This is a genomic window from Emticicia sp. 21SJ11W-3, assembly GCF_024138715.1.
Taxonomy (GTDB): Bacteria; Bacteroidota; Bacteroidia; order Cytophagales; family Spirosomataceae; genus Emticicia; species Emticicia fluvialis.
On the sequence record NZ_CP092074.1, the window covers coordinates 2,218,695 to 2,237,594 of the forward strand.

Annotated in this window: 18 protein-coding genes; 5 read left to right on the forward strand and 13 right to left on the reverse strand. The window is 41.4% G+C overall.

Going from position 1 to position 18,900, the window contains the following annotated elements:
* Positions 1-17: 17 nt before the first annotated feature.
* The 7 genes from MB380_RS09410 to MB380_RS09440 all read right to left on the reverse strand — a co-directional run bounded on the left by MB380_RS09410 (position 18) and on the right by MB380_RS09440 (position 4,459).
* A complete protein-coding gene (locus tag MB380_RS09410) occupies positions 18-605 on the reverse strand; it encodes an AraC family transcriptional regulator (protein ID WP_253534869.1) in 588 nt (195 codons plus the stop codon).
* Between the two features lie 108 nt (positions 606-713).
* Positions 714-1,157 (reverse strand): HYC_CC_PP family protein, encoded by a 444-nt coding sequence (locus tag MB380_RS09415; protein WP_253534871.1) that lies wholly within the window; start codon positions 1,155-1,157, stop codon positions 714-716.
* 68 nt (positions 1,158-1,225) lie between these two features.
* On the reverse strand, positions 1,226-1,579 hold the full coding sequence (locus MB380_RS09420; protein WP_253534873.1) for a tRNA-binding protein: 354 nt from the start codon (positions 1,577-1,579) through the stop codon (positions 1,226-1,228).
* On the reverse strand, positions 1,572-2,174 hold the full coding sequence (locus MB380_RS09425) for a M949_RS01915 family surface polysaccharide biosynthesis protein (RefSeq protein WP_253534875.1): 603 nt from the start codon (positions 2,172-2,174) through the stop codon (positions 1,572-1,574). Before MB380_RS09425 ends, MB380_RS09420 begins: the two co-directional genes overlap by 8 nt.
* A gap of 13 nt (positions 2,175-2,187) precedes the next feature.
* Positions 2,188-3,033, reverse strand: a complete 846-nt coding sequence (locus MB380_RS09430) for an HAD-IIA family hydrolase (protein ID WP_253534876.1) — start codon at positions 3,031-3,033, stop codon at positions 2,188-2,190.
* Positions 3,034-3,047: 14 nt separating this feature from the next.
* The gene (locus tag MB380_RS09435) at positions 3,048-4,091 is read right to left on the reverse strand and encodes a hypothetical protein (protein WP_253534878.1); all 1,044 of its coding nucleotides are present in this window, start codon (positions 4,089-4,091) and stop codon (positions 3,048-3,050) included.
* Entirely contained in the window at positions 4,088-4,459 is a 372-nt protein-coding gene (locus MB380_RS09440) for an MmcQ/YjbR family DNA-binding protein (RefSeq protein WP_253534880.1), read from the reverse strand. The genes MB380_RS09435 and MB380_RS09440 overlap by 4 nt, the downstream gene beginning before the upstream one ends.
* Before the next feature lie 136 nt (positions 4,460-4,595).
* Here MB380_RS09440 and MB380_RS09445 point away from each other — a divergent pair, with 136 nt between their 5' ends.
* Together MB380_RS09445 and MB380_RS09450 are read left to right on the forward strand one after the other, a co-directional pair.
* A complete protein-coding gene (locus MB380_RS09445; protein WP_253534882.1) occupies positions 4,596-7,337 on the forward strand; it encodes a DUF1553 domain-containing protein in 2,742 nt (913 codons plus the stop codon).
* Entirely contained in the window at positions 7,334-8,818 is a 1,485-nt protein-coding gene (locus MB380_RS09450) for a DUF1501 domain-containing protein (protein ID WP_253534884.1), read from the forward strand. Before MB380_RS09445 ends, MB380_RS09450 begins: the two co-directional genes overlap by 4 nt.
* Before the next feature lie 103 nt (positions 8,819-8,921).
* Here MB380_RS09450 and fumC read toward each other — a convergent pair whose 3' ends face one another.
* Both fumC and apaG read right to left on the reverse strand, forming a co-directional pair.
* Positions 8,922-10,322, reverse strand: a complete 1,401-nt coding sequence (gene fumC, locus MB380_RS09455; RefSeq protein WP_253534887.1) for a class II fumarate hydratase — start codon at positions 10,320-10,322, stop codon at positions 8,922-8,924.
* A gap of 199 nt (positions 10,323-10,521) precedes the next feature.
* Positions 10,522-10,914: a Co2+/Mg2+ efflux protein ApaG gene (gene apaG / locus MB380_RS09460; protein ID WP_253534888.1), complete on the reverse strand. Its 393-nt coding sequence runs from the start codon at positions 10,912-10,914 to the stop codon at positions 10,522-10,524.
* 193 nt (positions 10,915-11,107) lie between these two features.
* Here apaG and ung point away from each other — a divergent pair, with 193 nt between their 5' ends.
* Positions 11,108-11,773 (forward strand): uracil-DNA glycosylase, encoded by a 666-nt coding sequence (ung, locus tag MB380_RS09465; protein WP_253534891.1) that lies wholly within the window; start codon positions 11,108-11,110, stop codon positions 11,771-11,773.
* Positions 11,774-11,992: 219 nt separating this feature from the next.
* Entirely contained in the window at positions 11,993-13,522 is a 1,530-nt protein-coding gene (gene guaA, locus MB380_RS09470) for a glutamine-hydrolyzing GMP synthase (RefSeq protein ID WP_253534893.1), read from the forward strand.
* A gap of 210 nt (positions 13,523-13,732) precedes the next feature.
* Here the strand turns inward: guaA and MB380_RS09475 are convergent, their stop codons facing one another.
* The 3 genes from MB380_RS09475 to MB380_RS09485 all read right to left on the reverse strand — a co-directional run bounded on the left by MB380_RS09475 (position 13,733) and on the right by MB380_RS09485 (position 16,908).
* Positions 13,733-14,965 (reverse strand): glycosyltransferase family 4 protein, encoded by a 1,233-nt coding sequence (locus MB380_RS09475; RefSeq protein WP_253534896.1) that lies wholly within the window; start codon positions 14,963-14,965, stop codon positions 13,733-13,735.
* 105 nt (positions 14,966-15,070) lie between these two features.
* Positions 15,071-15,637, reverse strand: a complete 567-nt coding sequence (locus tag MB380_RS09480; RefSeq protein ID WP_253534898.1) for a WcaF family extracellular polysaccharide biosynthesis acetyltransferase — start codon at positions 15,635-15,637, stop codon at positions 15,071-15,073.
* Between the two features lie 14 nt (positions 15,638-15,651).
* Entirely contained in the window at positions 15,652-16,908 is a 1,257-nt protein-coding gene (locus MB380_RS09485; protein WP_253534900.1) for a prephenate dehydrogenase, read from the reverse strand.
* 210 nt (positions 16,909-17,118) lie between these two features.
* On the opposite strand from MB380_RS09485, the gene MB380_RS09490 reads away from it, so the two are divergent.
* Positions 17,119-17,445 (forward strand): DMT family protein, encoded by a 327-nt coding sequence (locus MB380_RS09490; RefSeq protein WP_253534901.1) that lies wholly within the window; start codon positions 17,119-17,121, stop codon positions 17,443-17,445.
* Positions 17,446-17,515: 70 nt separating this feature from the next.
* On the opposite strand, the gene MB380_RS09495 is transcribed toward MB380_RS09490, so the two are convergent.
* Entirely contained in the window at positions 17,516-18,826 is a 1,311-nt protein-coding gene (locus tag MB380_RS09495) for a hypothetical protein (protein ID WP_253534904.1), read from the reverse strand.
* Positions 18,827-18,900: the final 74 nt, after the last annotated feature.

Consider the following 18,900-nt stretch of genomic DNA (forward strand, 5'->3'; position numbering starts at 1 on the left):
TACCGCATTACAGAATTTTATGCCAGACTTACATGTTTTTTGACAGCATCAATAGGTATAAGCGTATTCTCTTTCCTGGACTTAAAAACTGTAGGACTAACACCCACCACCTGCTTAAACTGATTGGAAAGGTGCGCTACACTGCTGTAATCTAGCTGCCAGGCAATTTCAGACAGACTTACATCTCCGTTCATAAGTAAGGCTTTGGTACGCTCAATCTTTTGGGCAATAATGAATTTTTCTATTGTAGTTTTTTCAGTTGCAGAGAAAAGACTGCTCAGATAGGAGTACTCATACCCGGTTTTCTTGACCAGAAAATCTGAAAAATTTTGAGAGACGTTTTTTTCGCCTTTATGATGGTGGATTTCATTAATTATGAAATGCTTGATACGTTCCACAATTGTGGTTTTGTGGTCTTCTATCAGTTCAAAACCTTCTTTTTGCAAGGTTTGCCGAATAAGGTTGTACTGAAAAAACTCGTCGGTGTGGTTTATAGTTACCATGCCCAGTTCAACTTTTAAAACACTTAAGCCTATTGCCTCAAGCTCTTCACGCACAACACGCACACAGCGGTTGCAAACCATATTTTTAATGAGTAATTGCATAAGTATGATAAAATTAATAATTAATTATTGGATATTATCCTAAAACAAGGATAAACGCAAAAGCCACAAATCGTGAAAGACTTGCGGAAAATTAATTACTTAATTGTATCAGATTATAAAAGATTGATGGGCAATAACTATATCACGCCCGACGAGCGGATTGGGGGAGGAACTCTGAGCCAGAGATGATTCCTGGCTTTCAAAGATAGTTTCGATAATGGTTTTGAAAAGCTCAGTAAATGTAGCTTTTAGCCAATCGATACTACTTTGTGTAAACTTGGCTACAAGTTGAGAAACAGACGAAGAATACTCAACATTTTCGTATTTTTCTTCTTCAGTACAACAGGCTGATTTTTTAACAATTGCACCTTTGTTGGCAGGCAAGGTAGTTTTGGCATTCTTGGCAGCACAACAAAATTCTCCATTTTTATGAAGTGAAACAGACTTACCCTTTACTATACAGCTATGTTCAACAAAGCCAAACCCTGTGCTGCTTAGCAACACAACCACGGCCATGATAACACTGAAAAGTCTGGATAATGCTTGTTTCATTCGTATAATTAGAATTATATACAAATGTACGTATAATAACTGATACTTCCAAGACAATTTAATAATATTTATGCCAGCCTGCTACCATTCGGTACTTGCCTTTCCGCTTCGGCCAATACGACCGAGCCGTCGCCCAGAATAAAGCCCGTAGTGAGAACCTCCGACATAAAATCGGCAATTTGTCTGGGCGGGAAATTGGTAACGCAAAGCACTTGTTTGCCTATAAGCTCTTCTTTTGTATAAAAAGTAGTTATCTGAGCAGACGAGCGTTTGATGCCCGTTTCAGGCCCCAGATCAATCAATAATTTATAGGCCGGTTTCCGGGCTTTCGGAAAATCATCAACCTGAATGATGGTACCGGCACGTAGTTCAACTTTTTCAAAATCTTCCCAACTGATGTGTCCTTTTGGCATTTTATTCATATTCAGTTTTAAATCTGTTCCATAAATTATCAGCGTCCTGCCTTATTACCTGTGGCAATGCCAGAAAATCAGCATCCTGCTGTTTTTCATCAGTATTTTTAATGCCTTTAATTAACGTTTTACCTCTGATGGCAGCCTTTTTACCATTTTGCAGCACAATGAGTTTTAATCCTGACGGACTTACGTCGCCCTTGCAGCCGGTTTTATACATAAACATAATTTCTGCATAGCCGTTTTTATCCAGGTCGGTTACTTCAAATGCTTCATCAATTAAGGCAAGCTGGTTATCAACCGGGCAGTCTTTTTCAAAATCTACTACCTCTTTCAATAACTTAAGCGTTTTGGTTGTGCCTTTAACATAATGCTCAATCCACAAAGTTCTGGAGTTATAATCATCTTTGGCTGCTTCTTCCATGGCAGCAATTACGTAGTTAATGCCGTTTTTATCTTTAAATTCAATTTTTTTTAAAAGCAAAGTGCCAGAGGTCTTGAACTGCTTCAGGGTTTCGTCTGAAATCGGCCTGGTCTCTATTCTTTGTGCAAAGCCATACTGGTAAGCAAACACTAATAAGGCAAACAGGTATAAACGGCTCATTTCTTTTCTGATTTTACTCTACTATTGCCGCTTCACATATATAAGTAGGAATAATTCCGGTGCTCTGAATATTCACTTCTACATCTTCAGCCTGCGTGTTGCCACTTAATACCAGCACGGTATCAAGGCCAAACTTATTACCTCCCAGAATATCAGTATGCAGGGTGTCGCCTACCATCAGAATATCTTTTTTTTCTATGTTTTTACTTTTGATGTGTTCATAGGCAAAAATAAACATCTGGGAGTCCGGCTTTCCGAAACCTACAAACTGCTTGCCTACAATGGCTTCAATCATTCTTGACAGGCCGCCCATAGCTATGGCAATTTCCTTTTTTGATACCGGATAAGTGCCATCTGTATTGGCCACAATTACCGGAATGTTTTTCCTACGCAGCAGGTTGATGGTCTTGTTCAGGTCATCTTTCCAATCAAAGCCCTCATCGTCAAGAAATGCGAGCGCCTGAATATCATTCAGGTTGTTTAGGTCCAGTTCACTAATGGGCACGGCCTCTAAGCCCAGGGTTTCTATATAATAAGCCGAATCATCAGTGCCTAAAAAAACAACTTTACCACCTTTTACCTTTTGTTTCAGGTAGTCCATAGCCAACATACCCGACGATATAATATTATTAATAAATACGTCTTTAATGCCTAATGAATGATAAGAGTCTGCCAGTTGCTGGGGTTTTCTTGAGGCGTCGTTTGTTAAAATATAAAACTCTTTCTGCGTTTCTTTCAGGTATCTGAACGTATTTTCAACGCCGGGTATTAATCCTTTATAATTTTTTAAAACTCCGTAGGCATCAAAAAATACTACTTTATAATTATCTATTACTGTCTTGAAATCGTGTATCTGCATAAAAGTTTCGGGTTTTAAATATTGAGTGCTTTCAGAATCTTACCGGCATCAAATTCTTTATCTATAGATGGTAAATAAATCTCGTAGGCTTCTCGCTGCAATTTAGTGGCATAAGTACGGTGAAAGAAATATCGGCCATATTTTATTACATAATTAAGAATAAAGAAACGGTAGGCTTCTTTCATAAAAAGCACGGCGTTTTCGGTAAGCGGATACACCTTATGATATTCTTTAAGAAACAAAATAAAGCGGTCTTCCATTAAAGGCCCTATTAAATAGCTGAAAGCCGTTCGGTCGCCTACGTCTGATGTTACCCTGCTGAAAAAGTAAAAATCCATTACCCGGTAACTGATTCTGAACCAGTCGTAGTCCCACCTTGAATATAATTCAAGATTTTTGGTAACAGAAAAGTTACCGAGGTTCCAGTCCATAAAAACAGGCATGGTTTCCACAACACCTGCTACCAGGTTCTGGCGGTTTTCCAGAAATATCTCACATTGCTCACGTAGATACCCAATGTGCATGCGGTGTTCAAATTGGCCTACCTCGGTATCAAGTATGTTCAGCAGGTCTTGTATATCAGAGCGAAGCGTTTTTGATGCCTGCGGTAAAACTGTACTTACTCTGGCACAAGCCTTATGAAATTTGGCAATCTCGCTTCCCAGTTTTTTTATATGACCTTCCTCCAGTCGGCGAGGCAAACGATGAAGACTCCGGATAGGATTATAAAACACCACCCAGGCATCGGTTATGCCATCCTGATAACGATAGGTGTACACTTCATTGTCTTTCACCAGCGACTTCGCCAAAACGTTCTCAAACGGATACAGCAGGTTATTCTGCAAGGTGTGAATAATCTGGTGGTCTTCTTTAAAATGCTCATAAGTGCCAAAATAAGAAAGTTTGGCAATGATGATGTCGTCGTTATCAAACCTTACCCTGAAAACATGGTTGGTTGAAACCTTGGCGCTGATGTCTTCAATGGTATCTATGGTCTTTGAATCATCAAAGTTTTGCCAGGCAAGTTTAATAATGGCCGGATAATCAATTAGTCTCATGGCATGGTGGGTTTAGTTTTTATTTTTTTCCTGGTTACTTCATTATAGGCGGTTTCAAGTGCATCCAGCATCAATTCTTGCTCCAGTTTTTCAATTTCAAAGAGTGTCCAACCCTGCTTACCCCATTTATTCGGCACAGGATAGATGCCTCCTGACTGGTGTGTGCTGAATACCGACTGGTCAATTTCAGACAGTTTCAGGCAGGCGCGTTTATCTGCTGCCGAATACGTAGCAAAGATTTTCTTTTTTATTCTGAACGATGTTTTTTCAAAATGTGGCTTTTCTTCTGAATCGGCAAAAGAAAGCGCCATCTCTCTGAGAGTTACTTCATCAACCATAATCTTAACTGAAATTAGTACCAAACTCAAATATAATCAAGACTATTTAATTTGGAACTCATTTATAATGGTAGTTTTTGGCTACACTACAGTATATTCATAAAAAAACTTGTATCCATACTATTTTTTAAGGATATTAGAGAGGTTTTTTATGCCCCAATTAATAATGAATTTTCAGAAATTAACCTGGATAAGTCTTGCCGGGGCTGCAATTATTGCAGCTGCCTCAGTTTTTTATTCCACCCGTGGGCATATCAGTTATAATGAAGATATCCGTCCGGTTTTTAACAAGAAATGTATAGTTTGTCATGGCGGCGTAAAAAAAAGCGGGGGTTTTAGTCTGCTTTTCAGAGACGAGGCACTTGCAAAGGCCAAGTCGGGCAGGTTTGCTATTATTCCGTTTGATGCCGAAAACTCAGAACTTGTAAAAAGACTTAAAACGCATGACAAAGAAGCGCGCATGCCTTTAGATGCCGAGCCTCTCAGCGATGAAGAAATAAGTAAAATAGAAAGGTGGATAAATGAAGGCGCAAAATGGGAGGACCACTGGGCTTATATAAAACCGGATAAATCTATTGCGCCACCAGATATTAACGACCCATGGATTGTAAATGGAATAGATAACTTTATTATAGACAAGCTGAGAAAGGAGGGTTTAACGCATTCGCCGGAGGCAGATAAAACGGCATTATTGCGCAGATTAAGCCTTGATTTAATTGGTTTACCGCCCACCATGCAAGAAACCCAGGCCTTTATTAATGATATAAGTGCCAATGCCTACGAAAAGCAGGTGAACCGACTGTTGATGTCGCCCCAGTTTGGTGAGCGATGGGCAACCATGTGGCTGGACCTGGCTCGTTATGCAGATTCAAAAGGTTATGAGAAAGATTTAGACCGGAGCATCTGGCAGTACCGCGACTGGGTAATCAGGGCATTTAATGCTGATATGCCTTTCAATCAGTTTACGATTCATCAGCTGGCCGGTGATTTATTGCCGCAATCAGCTGACATCAGCGCCGGGGAAATTGAAAACCGGCTGATAGCCACGGCTTTTCATAGAAACACGATGGCTAATGATGAAGGTGGCACCAACGATGAGGAGTTCAGAAATATGGCTCTGCTCGACAGGGTTTCAACTACATGGGAAGTCTGGCAAGGCACTACCATGGCCTGCGTGCAATGCCATAGCCACCCTTATGACCCTTTCAGGCAGAAAGATTTTTATCAGTCGTTTGCTTTTTTTAACAATACACAAGACCGCGACCTTTATAACGACAAACCCCTGCTGAAAACCTACCACCCTGCCAAAGAGAAAGAACTGAAAAAACTGCTTACATGGCTGAAAAGCATTGAGCATAACCCGGAACCCATTTCAGCGAAAATTCCACTTGATAGGCAAAAACAGGATTATTTACGCCGGATGGGTTTATATAGAATTGAAGCCGAAGATTTTGACAGCGCCAGCAGACACATTGAGCTATGGAATAACCAGAAAACCATTATGCAAACCACCGAGGGCGCTTATACGGTTTATGAAGATGTAGATCTGACAGGCATTACCCAGGTTACCTACCGATACCAGAGCGGTGCTGAAAACGCTTTTATTGAAATGCGGCTCGGGAGCTCGGAAGGAGAACTGATAAGCAAAGTTGAAACCAGATGCAGTGAAGAAACCGTTAATGACGGGTGGTCGCGCTGGAAAGATTACACCACTACTAGCGGTAAAATAAAGCCAACCAAAGGTGTACATGATGTGTATCTGGTTTACAGAAAGGGCAGGAGTTTCTGGACAGACCTGATACATCTGGACTGGATGGACTTACAACATAGCGCCCCTTTGAAGAATAAATTTGGCAAGGCATTCAGCGATTCTCTTGACAAGCTGGTGATGATTGAAAGCATTGCTACCCCTGTTGTATTGGAAATGGCTCCGAACAGAAGACGTAAAACCCATGTTTTCGTCAGAGGAAACTGGATGGTGCATGGCGACCAGGTTAAGCCTGATGTACCTGGCTCATTGCCTGATTTGGGGAGGCTTAAAGCAGACCGTCTGGGCTTTGCACAATGGCTGGTAAGCAATGAAAATCCGCTTACGGCGAGAGTGATGGCAAACAGATTCTGGGAGCAACTGTTCGGTAATGGAATTGTGGAATCGCTGGAGGATTTCGGCACTATGGGTGCCAGACCTTCGCATCCTGAACTACTCGACTGGCTGGCTGTGCGTTTCAGAGATGATTATAAATGGAGCGTAAAGAAATTACTGAAACTAATGGTGATGTCGGCAACTTACAGGCAAACAGAAATGGTGAATAAAGATTTGCTTGAAAAAGACCCCCGCAATCTGTTACTGGCTCGCGGGCCACGGGTAAGGTTGTCGTCAGAGCAAATAAAAGACCAGGCGCTGTTTGTAAGTAACTTACTAAACAAGCAAATGTATGGCCCAAGTGTAAAACCACCCAACCCGACTGACGAAAGCTGGCGCCGAGAACCCAAAGACAACCTTTTCAGAAGAGCAGTTTATACCTATTGGCGGCGCACTAATCCATATCCGTCTATGATTACGTTTGACAGCCCTCAACGCAATGTCTGCACCTCGCGCCGGATTCGTACCAATACGCCATTACAGGCCTTAACCACTTTAAACGATACCGTTTTTTATGCGGCAGCACAAAATATTGCCCTGAAAATGCAGGCAGTTAAAAGCCCCAGGGTAGAGGAAAAGCTGAAACAGGGATATCAGTATCTGTTTCAGAAAGCCCCCGGCGATACTAAAACCCGTTTGTTGTATCAATTGTATCAGGACGCGCTCCTTGAATTGAGAAAGAAAAAAGACCGTGAAGCAGAATTGGGAGCCTTAACCCTGACAGCCAACGCCATGATGAACCTGGATGAATTTTTGACCAAATGAAAAGAATATCGATTACAGAAGAGGCTTTTTTAGAAGAAGCCAAGTTAAATACCCGGCGCCATTTTCTGAAACAATGTACTTCAGGCCTTGGCGGTTTAGCTGTTTCTTCTTTGCTGGGCGGTTGCTTTGGTGGTTCTTCAGATAAGCCACAACTCAACGAAAACCCGCTGGCTGTCAGACCATCGCATTTCAGCCCCAAAGCCAAACGTATTATCTTTATGCACATGGAGGGGGCGCCGTCGCAGCTTGAATTGTTCGATTACAAGCCAGAACTGGCAAGGCTTGACGGACAGCTTTGTCCGCCTTCCCTGCTTGAAGGTAAGCGATTTGCTTTTATTAAAGGGGTACCCAAAATGCTGGGACCGCAGTCAACCTTTCAGCAATATGGGCAATCGGGTGCCTGGTTTTCAGACTACTTCAACTATTTGCCAAAGCTGGCTGATGACCTCACCTTTCTGAAAGCTATGCATACCGACGAATTTAACCATGCACCTGCGCAGTTGTTTATGCATACGGGTGCTTCAAGAGTCGGCCGGCCGAGTATGGGGTCTTGGATAACCTATGGGCTTGGTTCTGAAAACCAGAATCTTCCGGGTTATGTGGTGTTGGTGTCTGGCTCTGAGCCAAGTGCTGGCAAATATCTGTGGGGCAACGGCTTTTTGCCATCTGTATACCAGGGTGTACAATGCCGGTCGAAAGGTGATCCGGTTTTATACATTAACAACCCGGGTAATATTGATAGCACACTCAGAAAAAAATCTATTGAAACCATCAATAAAATTAATGAACTGACATATCAGGAAGTAGGCGACCCCGAGATTCTGACACGTATATCTCAATATGAGTTAGCATACAGAATGCAGGCCGAAGTGCCGGGAACAATGGATATCTCTGGCGAACCGGCATATATACATGAAATGTATGGTACTGAACCCGGCAAGGCCAGCTTTGCCAATAACTGCCTGCTGGCCAGAAAACTATTGGAGAAAGGCGTAAGGGTAGTGCAGCTGTTTGACCGCCGGTGGGATAACCACGGAACGGATGCCGGCAGTGGAGTAGATATTGGTTTAAGAAGAAACGTAGAATATGTTGACAAACCAATATCAGCCTTGATACTTGACTTGAAACAACGAGGTTTGCTGGAAGATACCCTCATTGTGTGGGGGGGCGAATTTGGCAGAACGCCCATGATGGAAAACAGGGCAGGGGATAACAATACGCCATTTAAAGGCCGCGACCACCACGTGGATGCCTTTACTATGTTTATGGCTGGTGCAGGTTTGAAAAAAGGGTATTCGCACGGAGAAACCGACGAGATAGGATATTACGGTATTAAAGGCCGCACCCATATACATGATTTGCAGGCAACTATTTTGCATCTGATGGGCTTTGACCATGAAAAGCTGGTGTTTCCGTTTCAGGGCAGAAATTTCAGATTAACCGATGTAGCAGGCAAAGTGGTGAACGAGGTACTGGCTTAATAATACTTTGTGTAATACATGTTTGACTCAGCGGTATGCCGTGGTAAAATTAAACCCTGCTTCCAAACTGGTTGAAAGCAGGGTTTTTATTGAGGTTGGAGTACTATTTCAAACTACCCACCATATCTTCAGGTTTTACCCATTCGTCAAATTCTTCAGCTGTCAGGTATCCAAGTCTGATAGCCGTTTCTTTCAAAGTGCTTCCTGTTTTATGTGCAGTCTGTGCAATTTCAGCTGCCTTATAATAACCAATTTTGGTGTTAAGGGCAGTAACCAACATCAACGAATTATCAACATGCTTTTTGATATTTTCTTTCAAGGGCTCAATACCAACGGCACATTTATCATTGAAAGACACGCAACCATCGCCAAGCAAACGTGCCGAATGCAGAAAGTTGTATATCATTACCGGTTTAAAAACGTTCAGTTCAAAATGACCCATTGAACCACCTACGTTAATGGCCACGTCGTTACCCATTACCTGCGCGGCAATCATGGTTAATGCTTCGCATTGGGTTGGGTTTACTTTGCCCGGCATTATTGATGAACCTGGTTCGTTGTCTGGTATGAAAATTTCACCAATACCTGAACGTGGGCCAGACGATAACATTCTGATGTCATTAGCAATTTTCATCAGGCTAACCGCTACTGTTTTCAAGGCACCGTGTGCTTCAACAATGGCATCATGCGCTGCCAGGGCCTCAAATTTATTTTCTGCTGTTACAAACGGAATACCCGTAAGGCCGGCAATATGTTTTGCTACCAGTTCTGAATACCCTTGCGGTGTATTAATACCTGTGCCAACAGCAGTACCACCCAATGCCAGCTCTGAAAGGTGCGCCAATGTGTTCTTGATGGCTTTCAAGCCATGATTCAGCTGAGACACATAACCAGAAAACTCTTGTCCGAGTGTCAAAGGCGTGGCATCCATAAAGTGGGTGCGGCCAATTTTAACTACATTTTTAAATGCTTCCGATTTCTCAGCCAGTGTATCACGTAGTTTTTCTATACCCGGAATGGTCGTTTCAACCAGCATTTTATATGCTGCAATGTGCATGGCAGTCGGGAATGTATCGTTTGATGACTGCGATTTATTTACATCATCATTCGGGTGAAGGAATTTGGTTTTATCGCCCAATTCACCACCTTGCAGAACGTGTCCGCGGTAAGCAATTACTTCGTTGCAGTTCATGTTAGATTGTGTGCCAGAACCAGTCTGCCATACTACCAGCGGAAACTGGTCGTCCAGTTTACCATCCAGTATTTCCTGACAAACAGTGCCTATCAAATCTGCTTTTTCTTTAGGTAGTACACCTAAATCAAAGTTGGTCAAGGCTGCTCCGTGTTTCAGGTAAGCAAAAGCTTTGATGATTTCTTTCGGCATTTTATTGATATCCTGCGCAATTTTAAAGTTTTCAATAGAGCGTTGCGTTTGTGCACCCCAATATACGTCAGCAGGCACCTGCACCTCGCCCATTGTATCTTTTTCTATTCTGTACTGCATAATTATTTATGAATTAGATATAATAAGTTAAATAGGAATTTTGGTGCAAAAGTAAGTCAGAAAAAAACAGGTAAATAGTTTTTTTCTGTTTTTTTCAATGAAAAATTCATTAAAAAAGCACAGCCTGAGCTGTGCTTTCATATATACTGTTTGTTCAGATTTAATCAATGCAAAAGTTTAAAATCAGGTAAGCATAACCTTAGTTTAGTCTGTAAGGCGTTATCAGATTAAACTCCGGAATCTGGACACTGAATTTGTTGCCGTCAACAAGACGCTCCATAATAAAAGTGCCCACCATCTTACCTATGGATGATTTCAGGCTACAGCCCGAAATGTATTCATGACTTTCACCCGGTTCCAGAATGGGGGTTTGGCCTACCACCCCTTCGCCTTCTACTTCTTTTACCGGTGCAACAGAGTCATATATCAGCCACTTTCTTCTTTGTAATTGTATGGTGTTGTTACTGTGATTTTCAATTCTTATTCTGTAACTGAATACAAAATGCGATTGAAATGGGCTTGAATAGTCCGGTTGAAATTCCGTTTTTACACTAACTTCTATGCCCTCTGTAGTTGCCGTAATCGTGTTCATAGTTTCTGACATCTACATCATTTTTGCAAAAATGATGTTTAAAAGTTTTAGCAATTTGAGAATCTAATATGTAAATTAACAAATAAATATTTTTTGAGTGTGTTTTTTTAGAAAAAAGTTGCTAAACGGTAGCATTATCTATTGGCATAACAATTTTTTTTATCTTTGTTCCGCACCTAAAAAAACAAAAAATATGGATGTAAGGATTGCCGAGAGTTGGAAAATCCGGCTGCAGGATGAGTTTGAAAAAGATTATTTTAAAAGTCTCAGTGATTTTGTACGCAACGAATATAAAACAGCGGTTTGTTATCCGCCCGGCAGGTTGGTTTTTAATGCTTTTGATAAATGCAGCTTTGACGATACCCGGGTTGTTATTCTGGGGCAAGACCCGTATCATGGCCCCGGGCAGGCAAATGGCTTGTGCTTTTCTGTCAATGATGGTATCCCGTCTCCACCATCGCTCATCAATATTTTTAAAGAGATTCATGACGATTTAGGCAAGCCTATTCCCAAAAGTGGAAACCTTGAACGCTGGGCAAAACAAGGGGTTTTGCTTCTGAATGCAACACTAACCGTTAGAGCTGCCTCGGCAGGCTCACATCAAGGCAAAGGTTGGGAGGTTTTTACTGATGCGGTTATCAGGCACCTGAACAACGAAAAAGACGGCATAGTTTTTATGCTTTGGGGAAAATACGCACAGGAAAAAGGCAAAATAATTAATGACAAAAAACACTTTGTTCTACGCGCAAAACACCCGTCACCCATGTCGGCCAATTTTGGCGGGTGGTTTGGTACCAGGCATTTCAGCCAGGCCAATAATTATCTGGTAAGCAAAGGCCTGCCAACTATTGAATGGTAAATTGCTACCAGGTATAATTTCAGCACTTTTTAAACTTCCAATTTATGATTCATTTGGGTGCTTAATTGGCTGATTATTGCATACTGGCAATACTTTTTGTGCGTAATTACAAATAATTTAACTGATACAGCACTTTTGCAGTATCAAATTAATACTTTTTTATAAACTTAATTGCACAGGCATACTAAATCTGCTAATTTTGCATTTTAGAAACCTATCATGACAGAACAAATTCTTATTCTTGATTTCGGCTCGCAATTTACTCAACTTATTGCCCGAAGAGTTAGAGAACTTAATGTGTATTGTGAGATACACCCTTTCAATAAAATTCCAGCCATTACTTCTGATATTAAGGGAATTATCCTTTCCGGAAGCCCCTGCTCAGTGCGTGAAGAAGATGCCCCCATTGTTAACTGGCAGGATTTCCCCTCTCATGTACCAGTACTGGGTATTTGCTACGGTGCGCAAATGATGGCACAGACAGGTGGAGGTGAAGTACTTCCGTCTTCCATCAGAGAATATGGCCGAACCATCCTTAATAATCTGGATAACCGCTATGCCCTTTTTAAGGATGTGGCAGATAACACACAGGTATGGATGTCACACAGCGATACCATTGCCGCACCTCCTGCCGGGGCAGATATTATTGCCTCAACAGATACCGTAAAGGTAGCTGCTTTCAAAATGCATGACCAGCCTCGCTATGGTATACAGTTTCACCCCGAGGTTACCCATACCCTTCAGGGTAAAACCATACTTAAGAATTTTGTGGTAGATATCTGCCAGTGTTCTCAAAGTTGGACACCCGATTCTTTCGCCGAAGCTGCAATCAGAGAATTAAAAGAAAAGTTGGGTGATGACAAAGTCATTATGGGTCTTTCGGGTGGTGTTGACTCATCGGTTGCAGCCACACTGATACATCATGCCATTGGCAAAAATCTATACTGTATTTTTGTTGATAACGGCCTGCTTCGTAAAAACGAGTTTGAAGAAGTACTTGAATCCTATAAAGGTCTTGGCCTAAACGTAATAGGGGTTGATGCCAGAGAGCAGTTTTACAAAGCACTGGAAGGTTTAACAGACCCGGAAGCAAAACGAAAAGCCATTGGTAAAACCTTTATAGATGTGTTTGATGCCGAGTCTCATAAAATTGAAGGAGCTAAATGGCTTGGACAGGGAACCATCTACCCCGATGTTATCGAGTCTGTATCGGTAAAAGGGCCTTCTGTTACCATCAAGTCTCATCATAATGTTGGTGGATTGCCCGACTTCATGAAGCTGCAAGTGGTAGAACCGCTTCGGCTTTTGTTTAAAGATGGCGTGCGCGAAGTAGGCAAATCTTTAAATGTACCTGATAACATTATTGGTCGCCATCCTTTCCCGGGTCCTGGTTTGGCCATACGTATTCTTGGCGATATCACTCCCGAAAAAGTAGATATTTTACAGGAGGTAGATGCCATTTTTATAAATGCCCTGAAAGACACTGGCCTTTACGATAAAGTTTGGCAGGCCGGAGCCATTTTGTTGCCTATACAAAGTGTAGGTGTAATGGGCGATGAAAGAACATACGAAAAGGTGGTAGCGCTTCGTGCCGTAACCAGCGTTGATGGTATGACAGCCGACTGGGCTCATTTGCCTTATGAGTTTTTGGCAGATGTTTCAAATGAAATTATTAACAGGGTAAAAGGGGTAAACAGAGTGGTGTATGACATCAGCTCTAAACCACCAGCTACTATTGAGTGGGAGTAAAATTTGCGCTCATTTATACCATCAAAAAAAGCTCTTTCACAGGAAGGAGCTTTTTTTGATGGCAACGGATTGACAATGATTATTTGCTTCTTGTGTTTTGGAGGCAATTCAAAAAAAGAACCCCGAAACCATTTCTTATAAAAGTTTCGGGGTTCTGTTATAATGCTGAAATATATGTCGTAAGTTTTTTGAACCAACCTTCAAAATAGATTAGTTTGCGCTGATTTCGCGTAACTCCAGTTTTTCTTTTCCTGCAATTTTTCCACCGGCTGGTTTCGGGTCTGTATCGCTACCGTTAGGTTTCTCAACCAGGTTAGCTTCCACCGTATTTTCTTTTTGTTTTTTGGCTTGTAAAGCTCTTAGTCTTCTAACTTCAAGCCAATTGGCAGTAAAGAAATAGCATACCAACAAAAACATAATAAAGAAACAAAGTTCGGTATTACTAAAATATACCCTTGCCGAGTAGGTAAGCACCGTTAACACAATTGTAACCGCATAGAGTATAAAAGACGCCTGCATGTGCGAAAGGTTGTTGTCTATCAATAAATGATGCATGTGCATGCGATCTGCCTTAAAAGGAGATTTGCCTCTTAAAATACGAACCGAGAATACGCGTATGGTATCAAAAATTGGTACCACAAGTATAACTACCGCGATGATGGGCGCACTGACAAAAGCACTGGTGGGGTCCCACTGATGCATGACATTGAAATGAATAAACTTAACCGCCAGTACCGTAATGATATAGCCCACTATCAGCGAGCCGGTATCACCCATGAATATTTTACTGCTTTGCGAGAAGTTGAATCTTAAGAAACCCAACAATGAACCCGAAAGACATAAGGCCAGACAAGCCAGAGAATAATGGTGGTTAATTAAAAACCACAGACCAAAACCTCCACCGGCTATCATTCCAATTCCGCCTGCCAATCCATCAATACCATCAATTAGGTTGAAAGCATTAATCATGGCAACAAAAATGAAAATGGTTAATCCTATGCTTAACAGGTAGGGTATCTGGCCAATGCCAAAAATGCCGAAAAGGTCAGAAATTCGGAGGTCGCATCCCACCACTACTATGGCCGAGGCAATAATCTGAATACCCAGCTTTTTGGTTGGTGACAATGCGTATAAATCGTCTTTTATTCCAAGAAAGAAAAGAATGGTAATACCGGCAAAAACTTTATGAAGTAAGATACCTTCGTCTCCAAAATTCCAGAGCATGTAACCAATCAGGATACCGGCAAAAATAGCAACTCCACCAAAAGTAGGGGTTGGCGCGCTATGTGAACTCCTTTTTACAGGATTATCCATCAAACCGCGCAAGCCACTGATATTTATAATGACAGGTATTGAACGCAGATTAATGAAAAGTGCGATAAGTGCAGAAATTAAAACTTGAATATTCTTATCAGGTATCAGCGATTCAAATGTTGGAAACATTATATATTTTTTAAGATTAAAAAATACTTCAGAGGCATCTTTAATTACAAAATAAACACTTTTTTTTGGGTAAAAAGAAAAATGTTTATTTCTTTTTCAATAATTTTATTCTGTGGCTGCAGTTCTCTGACGAACAAGAACAGCCGGATTACCCTGGTATATACCATAGGCTTCCAGATTTCGGTTAGCTACAGAATTAACAGCCAAAACCGAATGAGACGCACACCTAACACCCGTGCAAACTACCGCTCTGGCGCCAATCCAGACACCGTCTTCGAGAATGATATCTTTAATAATCAGGTCAAAGCTTTCTTTTTTGTAATTATGATTACCGGAAAGCAGCAATGCGCCTTGCGAAAGGCAGACATTATTTCCGATTTTTACTTTAGCTAAGTTATCAATCCATACATTTTCGCCAATCCATACGTAATCTCCAATTTCCAGGTTCCAGGGTGCTTTAATGTTAACCATTGGTTTAATTGTAATGCCTTTGCCCAGTTTGGCTCCAAAAGCTCTCAGAATCCTTATTTTTATAAAACCAGGTAATGGCAGATAAGAATTAATGAAAATTCGATTACAGATGAACCACAATAATGTTGTCAGGAAACCTCTGGTAAAATCAGAATTTTTATACCAATCGTTGTTATATTTTGATAAATCGGTTTTTACCATTGCAAGGTGTCTTTTTAAATGCTTCGCAGTTTGTTGATAAGTAAACCACTTTTGTATCGACCTTCTTCCAGTCTTGGTGCAAGATACTCTTTTGTGGCTTCAAAGTGTTTTTTGTAACTTTCTTTATCGCCCATTTCCACTATATTGGCCCATTCATGCACGGCTGTATGAAACGCCAGGTCTTCTCCTCTGATGCTCTTATCAAACAAAGCAGTTTTTATGGTTTCTTCCAGTAGATCTTCATTCATAAAGAGGTATTCGGCCATGCCTACCCGCAGCTTGAATGGGGGGGTCTGGCATACCAGATTCTTGTATGGGTTTGTACCCAGTTTATGCCAGGTATCTACCATTGCCAGCAAACTCAGGTGCGAATTAGGTTTGTGGCCTGTATCCTGGCTCAGGCTAAATTCGCTCATGATTTTGTCGTCCAGCATCAGTGTTTCGTCTTTGTCTTTAAAAACATGATCGCGGGCAGCATAAATCCGTTTACGGAATTTCTTCTCGTCTTCCTCAATCATCATTTCAAACAAATCCATTTCGCAACTGGCATATTTGCGCACGTCTTTTTTGGCATAAGGATTCAACATTGCCAGACCCGAATACACATGAAACTTATAGCTGTAAATACGGAGTGTCATCAGAAATTTGACGTTGTCAAGCCCGTTAGGATGCAGCGGGTTCTCCCACGGATACACCCTCCTGTGCATACAGGCAGTGCCTATGCTTTCAAAGCCAACATGGGTAATGGCCTGGATATCGGCCATCATTTTGTCATGTTCATGGTAATCGGCCAGTTCATGAATTATCGATCCAATTTTATTAAAAATATGCAAAGATTCATCAAAAGCCTGTTTACTTGCCCTGTGGTTAATCACTACCAGCGTCTGGTTTTCCGGATTAACACTCGGGCCATATAAGGCATGGCAGGTAACTATCTGGGTATCTTTGGGTAAGTGTTTTTCAAAAGATGCAATTTCAGGTGTTTTTACTGACGTTTGGCCGGCCACAATGGCGCCAAATTTTGTAGCTGCACCGCACTGCGCCACCACCTTTTCGATGTTTTCGGCTTCAACAGAATATAAAATAAAATCACATAGTCTTGATACCGCCGTTCCGTCTTTTAGCACCTCAATTCCATCAGGCTCCAGTTCTGCTTTTAGTGCTTCAATGTTTTGTGGGAGGTCGCACCCGTACACCTGAAAACCAGCTTTGGCCCAAATCCGGCCAAACATTTTCCCCATATCTCCCAGACCAATTATCCCTATTTTCATTTATTTTCTGTTTACACTTTTTTAATTAAACGTAAAGCTGGCAAGGCTTTTTGAACGCTCTAAAATTAAAATTTGCCTAATTGCTTTAACTTTTAAAGTTTTGTTGGGTTTTAGCAATATTTTTGCTGCCTTTACCAGATAAAATCTATTGATTTTGCCCACTGCAAAATTAATAATAATTATAAATCACAAACGAACTAAATTTTTATCATGCGTACAATTTTGTTGCTTATCGTATCAAATACCTTTATGACATTTGCCTGGTATGGTCATTTAAAAACACCGAATATGCCTATCTGGAAAGCCATTGCTATTAGCTGGGGCATAGCCTTTTTTGAGTATCTGTTTATGGTGCCAGCCAACAGATTAGGTTATGGGCAGTTTAATGCCTTTCAGTTAAAGACAATTCAGGAGGCCATCACCCTTTGTGTTTTTGTGGTTTTTGCGGTTCTTTATTTAAAAGAACCCTTAAAGTGGAATTATCTGGTTGGTTTCGGTCTTATATTTCTGGCTGTATGGGTGGTATTTAAGAAATAGCCGGGTATCACGAAGTTCAATATTTAAGCTTATACATAAAGTATCCATTGAAATCTGTGATACCGTCGCATTACTTTTCAAACTCAATCAAATGTTCTGATGCGTAGGAGTCGTCTCCGGGTTTGATGCGTTTTACAAAAAAACGTGCTTTTTTGCCCAGCTTCAGACAGGTATTACGTGCTTCAATATCCTCAGGTGTATTTAATGGCTGTAATGACGGATACCATAAAATATACCCTGGTTTTTCGAAAACCAGCTGTGGTTTTGTCCATTCCTGTGAATTTAAGGCACTGCCCAAATCTGGATTCTTATTGAATGAAATATACACTTTATCGCCTTTCCATGATTTTTCTTCTGTTTTTGCCATCATCATTACCCAGCAATTAAGGTAGGTATTCCAGCTGACAGATGGCCCCCAATGAAAGCCTGTTGATGGTGCTGACGCCGGGCCACCGCCCTGAGCCATTGGTATTTGTAAAGCGGCCACTGGTTTGCCAACGCCATTATGCGGGGCGTTAAAGCCTTGCCCATCCCATCTTTTTGCTTTTCCAACCGGGCTATCTAAATCGGCAATTGCAATGCGGGCTACGCTGATACATTGCCCTGCCCATTCAGTTTTTGGGTCGTAGCTGGTTTCGTTGTATACACCCGGGTAGCCGTATTCGCCATAAAATAAATACAGGTAGTCGCCACTGGCAACGGCTGAAGGGTCTCCTACACCACCCGCAAATGTATTTGACCTGTTATGAGGCTTCATAATCATGCGAGGGTTGAGGTCTTCAATAAAAATGCCTTTGTTGTTCCAGCTTTTTCCTCCGTCAACCGACTTCATAATGCCTATCCGGCAAACGGCAGCCGGACTGGTCTCGCCAGTAAGACCCTGAGGCCATTTTTTATTATTTTTGTATCCCTGTCCTGTTCTTTCGTCATAAGGCAAGGTTTGAGGATAGTTTTCGTTATGGTACACGGCATACAGCGTCTTACCGCTGGCATCTTTCGGTGATTGATAAACGGTCTCAAACCATACGGCCCCATGCAGGCCTTCTTGCCCGATTGCAGCATTGGCAGGCATTATGGGTTGGTGAAAATTATCAGCCTTGCTTTTAAATGCCTCATCGGCATTTTTGCCGTCGGCATATTTCAGGTCACGGGCATCACCCCAAAGCGGGTCTTCACCATATTTGCCAGGGAAAATCCTGAAAGTGTCACCCACCCAGACTTCGGCCATGTTGCAATCTACAAAAGAATTGAAAGTGATTTTTTCAGCAGAAATAAGTTTAAATTTAGGATTAAACGCATTTTGTTTATCGCCCGGCGAGCAAGCGTTAAATAACAATAGGCTTACAGCCAAGGCAATTACAGATTTAAATAGAAGTTTCATAGGTTAATAGCAGGATAAAGGAAAAATTATAGGTTAAATAGATTGTATCAAAGTTATCATTTACCTGCTGAAAA